The following is a 5,898-nucleotide window of genomic DNA, read 5'->3' on the forward strand; positions in this document are numbered from 1 at the left end:
CCGCTGGCGCATGCCGCCGGAGAACTGGTGCGGGTAGCGGCCGAGCGCGCGCTCGGGGTCGGGGATGCGCACGGTGGCGAGCAGTTCGACGGCCCGCGCGTTCGCGGCCTTCTTGTCGAGTTTCTTGTGGTGGCGCAGGTGTTCGGTGAGTTGCTTGCCGACGCTCAGCATCGGGTGCAGTGACGTCATCGGGTCCTGGAAGACCATCGCGACCCGGTTGCCGCGCAGGTCACGGACCTGACGCGGGGTCATGGTCAGCACGTCGTCGCCCTCGACGAGCAGTTGCCCGCTCGCGGTGCCGCCCTGGGGCAGCAGCCCAAGGAGCGCGAGCGCGGTCATCGTCTTGCCGGAGCCGCTCTCGCCGGCCAGGCCGACGATCTCGCCGCGACCCACGGTCAGGTCGACGCCGTCGATGGCGCGCAGCCGCTGCCCGTCGGGTCCGGGCAGTTCCACCACGAGGTCGCGGATGGCGAGCAGCGGCTGCGGGTCGGCGTCCGGCGCCGGGGTCGAAGTCGGGGTTTCGTTCATGTCCGTATGTCCGTCACTTTCGGATCGCCCGTGCCGTACGCGGGTCGAGCGCGTCGCGCAGGGTGTCGCCCAGGAAGTTGAAGGCGAGCACCGAGAGCAGGATGGCCGCGCCGGGGAAGACGGCGACCCACCACGCGTCGAAGTTCGCCGAGCCGGCGTTGACCATCGCGCCCCACTCGGCGGCGGGCGGCTGGGCGCCCAGGCCCAGGAACGACAGTCCGGACAGCAGCAGTACCGCGTTGCCCAGGTCGAGCGCGGCGAGCACGGCGACCGGACCGGCGAGGTTGGGGCGCAGGTCCACCGCGAGGACGCGCCACCCGGACGCGCCGAGCAGCCGGTCGGCCTGGACGAAGTCCGATTGCCGCAGGGTGAGTACGAGTCCGCGGACCACGCGGGCGTAGGTGGGCCAACTGACGATCACCACCGCGAGCACGGCGTTGGTCAGGTTGGGGCCGAGCGCCGCGACCACGGCCATCGCCAGGATGATCGCCGGGAAGGCGAGCACGAGGTCGGCGCAGCGCATGACGACCATGTCGATCCAGCCGCCGAAGTAGCCGGCGACGGCGCCGAGCACGGTGCCGATGACCATCGCGAGCACGACCAGGAGCAGCGCGAGCGGGAGCGAGATGCGGGTGCCGTGGATGACGCGCGAGAGGATGTCGCGGCCGAGTTGGTCGGTACCGAACCAGTGATCGGCGGACGGGGACTGGTACTTGGGCCATTTCTGGGCCAGCGGGTCCTCGGGGGAGATCACCGACGCGAACACCGCCGCGATCAGGAAGATCCCGATGATGACCAGTCCGGTCAGGGCCAGGGGGCTGCGCCACGGCGACTTCCCGCCGCGGCGGCGCTTGCGCCGCGCGGTGGGGTCGTCCGTGCCGGTGCGGTCGGCTCCGAGCCGATCGCCGAGGAAGAGGCGCGTGGCGTTCACGAGAGGCGAATCCTCGGGTCGATGACCCCGTAGAGCAGGTCCACGAGGAGGTTGATCACGACGTACACGACCGCGACGAACAGGCAGACGCCCATGATGGCGGGCAGGTCCAGGTTGAGCGCGCTCTTGTACGCGTACTGGCCCAGGCCGGGCCACGACAGGACGTTCTCGACCAGGACGGTGCCGGCGAGCATGCCGCCGAAGGTCAGTCCCGCGACGGTCAGGATCGAGGTGAGCGCGGGCCGCAGGACGTGCCGGCGGATCACGGTGGCCTCGGGAAGTCCCTTGGCGCGGGCGGCGCGTACGTAGTCGTTGCCGAGTGCTTCGAGGACTGCGGCGCGGGTGAAGCGGGTGAGCACGCCGATGTTGAACGCGGCGAGTACGCACGCGGGCAGGACCAGGCGGGAGAAGGCTTCGCCGAAGGTGCCCAGGTCGCCGGTGAGCAGCGAGTCGACGGTGTACAGGCCGGTGATGTCCTGGGGTGGGATGGCGCCGGGCGACAGTCTCCCGCCGGCCTGGATCCAGCCGAGCTTGAAGGAGAACAGGTAGAAGGCGACCTGGGCGAGCCAGAACACCGGCATGGACACGCCCGCGAGCGAGACGATCCGGATAATCCGGTCGGGCCACCGGTTGCGGGTGACCGCGGCGACGATGCCCAGTCCGACGCCGATCACCAGCGCCAACACGATGGCCACGAGCGCGAGTTCGAAACTGGCCGGCACCCGGTCCGAGAGATCGTCCCAGACCGGGCGGTGTGACTGCTGCGAGGTGCCCATGTCCCCGTGCAGCAGATTGTTCAGGTAGGTGCCGTACTGGGACGGCAGCGACTCGTCGAGTCCGTTCTTGGCCTTGAACGCGGCGACCGCGGCCGGGTCGTTCAGGGCGCGCTGGCCCAGGTTGGCGGCGACCGGGTCGCCGGGGACGGCGTGGGTGAGCGCGAAGGCGAGCATCGTGATGCCCAGGCACAGCAGTACGCCGACCGACAGGCGCACCAGCACGAAGCGGGCGAAGGGGTGGGAACCGCGCGCGGCCCGGGGGCCGGCGGCCGCACCCTTGCGGGGTGCGGCCGGCCGGGGGGCGGCGTCGACGGTGGCGTCAGCCGAGCTTGTCGACATCGATGTACCAGATCGGGTTGTAGTGCAGGTTCTTGACCGAGTTGTTCGCGGCGATCACCTGGGCGGGCTGGAGCAGCGGGATGAACGGGCCGGTCTTGTTCATCGCTTCCTGCATCTGGCGGTAGAGCTGGACGCGTTCGGCGTCGGAGGTGGCGACCTTGGCCTTGCCGGCGAGTTCGGTCACCTCGGCGTTGGCTTCGGCCTTCCAGCCGGCGCGCAGGCCGACGAGTTCGCCGGGGGTGAAGGCGAGGTAGTCGCTGGCGTCGGGGTAGTCGGCCTGCCACCACCACAGGCCCATCGCCTCGGTGCCGTTGCGGTAGGAGTCCAGGGCGGTCTGGGTGGGGGCCGGCTTGAGGTTGATCGAGATGCCGACCTCCTTGAGGTTGGCCTGTACCCGGGCGCCGAGGTCGCCGAAGTTGATGCCGTTGATCGTCACGTCGGACGCGTAGTACAGGTCCACGCTCGGGTTGTTCAGCCCCGCGCGGGCGAGTGCGGCCTTGGCGCGCGGGACGTCGCGCTGGACGGCCTTGCCCGGGTCGAGCGCGCCGGTGAAGAAGCTCGGCACGACCCCGGCGGCCTGGGCGGACCCGGCGCCGGCGACGTCGAGCAGGCTCTTGTAGTCCAGGCCGTAGCGCACGGCTTCCTGGAAGTCCTTGTTGGACGTGATCGGCGACGTGGCCGGGTTGTCGTTGCTGAACAGGAACGCCGTGGTGGGCGTGGGCTGTTGCAGCACCTGTGCCTGGCCCTTGACCTTGACCGCCTGGTCGGGCGACATGTCCAGGGAGATCTGGCTCTCGCCGCTGAGCACGTTCAGCTGCTGGGTGTTGGCGGGCACGTTGCGCACGACGACCTTGTCGTACTTGGGCTTGGTGCCCCAGTAGTTGTCGTTGCGGGTGAGGATGACCTCGCTGCTGACGTCGTACTTGGTGATCTTGTACGGGCCGCTGCCCTGCGAGTCGGTGTTGAGGTACTGCTCGGCCTTGTCGCCCTGGTCGGCGCCGGCCGCGTCGCTGCCGCCGTGCGCGGCCACGGTCGTGGAGTTGACCACGCCCAGCGCCGGGGTGGCGATGCGGAACGGCAGCGCGGGGTCGGCGGCCTCGGTGGTGAGTACCACCGTGTGCTCGTCCTTGGCGGTCGCGGTGACGCCGTCGAGCAGGAACGCCGGGTTGCCCTTGAGGTTCTTGACCCGGTTGAACGAGAACACGACGTCCTTGGCGGTCACCGGCGAACCGTCGGAGAACTTGGCCTCCGGGCGCAGCGGGAACGTGAAGGTCTTGGCGTCGGGGGCGGCCTCGTAGGAGGCGGCGAGCAGCGGAACCGGCTTGGTCACGTCGCCGTTCGCGAACGTCAGCAGCGTGTCGTAGACGGGGCGGGTGACCAGGATCCCGGTGGGCTCGAACGTGCGGCCCGGGTCGGCGGTCTTGAGGCTGAACGACGTGTCGACGACGAGGGTCCCACCGGCGCCGCCCTCCGCGTTGTCCGACGACTTCTTGGCACCGCCGCACGCGGCGAGCATCAGTGCTGCGGCCACGGTGACCGCGAGGGGCGCGGCGGCGCGGCGTACGGCCTTCTTGCCGCGACTGTCCCCAAGGGGGTGATTGCCCTGCATGGCGCACCTTTCGCACGGCACCCGAGCGGCCGATGACGGCACCGAGTGTTTGATCTGACTGAACGGTGGGGTCGAAAGTAGGCTCGGCCGAGCCCAGGGGTCAATGACTTTTTTTGGCGTCTCGACATGTGGGATCCAATATCGATCCTTGGTGATCGTCCGCCCACACGGAGCGACGATTTTCCGCTTTGTTGGCGCTTTGGTGGCTGCTCACAGCGGTTCATCGGGTGCATAGGGAGCACCCGTCGAAAGCCGGCGCCGCCGCCTGCAGCCGGCACTCCGCGCGGCACCGCCGTCCCGCCGATGCCACAACGATCTTGACGACGCGTCAGTCCCGTGCTTATGTTCGCTCCGAAGCGTTCAACCACATTGAACACGTCGTTACGCACAAGCCAGGATCCGCGAGCCGGGAGTGCTCGGCGCGGGAGCGAACGGGGATCGGACGATGCTGGGTGACCGTCTGCGCGAACTGCGACAAGCGCACGATCTGACCTTGCGTCAGTTGGCCGCCGAGGCAGGCATATCGGCGGGCATGCTGAGTCAACTGGAGAACGGCGCCGCGGAACCGAGCCTGAGCACCCTGCGCAAGCTCGCCCGCGTCTTCGACACCTCCATCGCGACCCTGTTCGACGATCCGGACGTGCCGCGGGTGGCCGTGACCACGCGCGCGGACCGGATGCGGCTCGGCGCGGCCCGACAGCACATCACCTACTCCAGGCTCACCCCCGGATCGGGCGATCTCGAAGTGCTGGAGGCCGACATCGAGCCCGGCCAGGCGTCTTCCGACGAGCCCTACAGCCATCCCTCCACGGAATGCGCCACGGTGCTCGCCGGGGAACTCGACGTCGAGGTCGACGGCCGCGTCCACCACCTGCGCGAGGGCGACGCGATCACCTTCGACTCGCGTCTGCCGCACCGGTTCGTCAACTCCTCCGACGCGCCCGCCCGACTGCTCGTCGCGGTGACACCCCCGATGCCGTAAGGCGGGGGTGGCGCCCGGATCCCGTGTTTGTGCCCCGAAAGGACCGAGGGCATGGACCGCAACACCGTCGACTGGCACGGCTACATACCGGCCGTGACCACCCCGTTCACCTCCCAGGGCGATCTCGATCTCGCCGCGTGGGACGAACAGTTGGAATGGTTCGCCGCCGAGGGCCTGGACGGCGTGGTCATCGCCGGCACCACCGGCGAGTGGTACACCCTCACCCCCACCGAACGCGCCGAACTGTTCACCCGCGCCGCCCGACAGGTGCGCGGCCGCTACACCCTGCTCGGTGGCTGCAACGCCTACACGGCGGCCGCCGCCATCGGCCACGCCCGCGCCGCCCGCGCGGCCGGCCTCGACGGCATCCTGCTCACCCCGCCGCCCTACGTGGTGCCCAACTCCCGGGAGATCGTCGCGTTCTACGCCGAGGTCTCGGCGGCCGTCGACATCCCCGTCTGCGTGTACAACTGGCCGCGCGGTACCGGTGTCGACCTGGACACCGACACCCTGTCGGCGCTGGCCGACATCCCCAACGTGGTCGCGATCAAGAACTCCACCGGCGACTTCGGCGGTTTCGTCCGCGGCCTGGTCGCGCTGCACGAGCGGGTGCGCTACTTCGGTATCACCACCGACGCGGTCGGCGCGGCGTTGATGCGCGGCATCGGCGGCGACGGCCTGATGGGCGCGGGCGCCGTCCTGGGCCGCGACCACCCCGCCTTCTTCGGTCACC

6 protein-coding genes are annotated in these 5,898 nt (G+C 69.8%); 2 read left to right on the forward strand and 4 right to left on the reverse strand.

The genetic code is table 11. From position 1 onward, the window contains the following. The 4 genes from GT354_RS26110 to GT354_RS26125 form a co-directional block, all read right to left on the reverse strand. Nucleotides 1-528, reverse strand: a 528-nt coding sequence (locus tag GT354_RS26110) for an ATP-binding cassette domain-containing protein (protein ID WP_161358821.1), incomplete at its 3' end; no start/stop codon positions are given. Between the two features lie 13 nt (nucleotides 529-541). Then, nucleotides 542-1,459 carry an ABC transporter permease gene (locus GT354_RS26115; protein WP_161358822.1) on the reverse strand — a complete coding sequence of 306 codons (918 nt, stop codon included), beginning with the start codon at nucleotides 1,457-1,459 and terminating at the stop codon, nucleotides 542-544. Then, nucleotides 1,456-2,574 (reverse strand): ABC transporter permease, encoded by a 1,119-nt coding sequence (locus tag GT354_RS26120; protein ID WP_161358823.1) that lies wholly within the window; start codon nucleotides 2,572-2,574, stop codon nucleotides 1,456-1,458. Before GT354_RS26120 ends, GT354_RS26115 begins: the two co-directional genes overlap by 4 nt. Then, nucleotides 2,555-4,183 (reverse strand): ABC transporter substrate-binding protein, encoded by a 1,629-nt coding sequence (locus tag GT354_RS26125; RefSeq protein ID WP_161358824.1) that lies wholly within the window; start codon nucleotides 4,181-4,183, stop codon nucleotides 2,555-2,557. The genes GT354_RS26120 and GT354_RS26125 overlap by 20 nt, the downstream gene beginning before the upstream one ends. A gap of 445 nt (nucleotides 4,184-4,628) precedes the next feature. Here GT354_RS26125 and GT354_RS26130 point away from each other — a divergent pair, with 445 nt between their 5' ends. Further along, nucleotides 4,629-5,165 (forward strand): XRE family transcriptional regulator, encoded by a 537-nt coding sequence (locus GT354_RS26130; RefSeq protein ID WP_161358825.1) that lies wholly within the window; start codon nucleotides 4,629-4,631, stop codon nucleotides 5,163-5,165. 51 nt (nucleotides 5,166-5,216) lie between these two features. Then, the coding region (locus GT354_RS26135; protein ID WP_161358826.1) for a dihydrodipicolinate synthase family protein at nucleotides 5,217-5,898 on the forward strand (682 nt) is incomplete at its 3' end.

The organism is Streptomyces sp. SID3343 (genome assembly GCF_009865215.1).
Classification (GTDB): Bacteria; Actinomycetota; Actinomycetes; order Streptomycetales; family Streptomycetaceae; genus Embleya.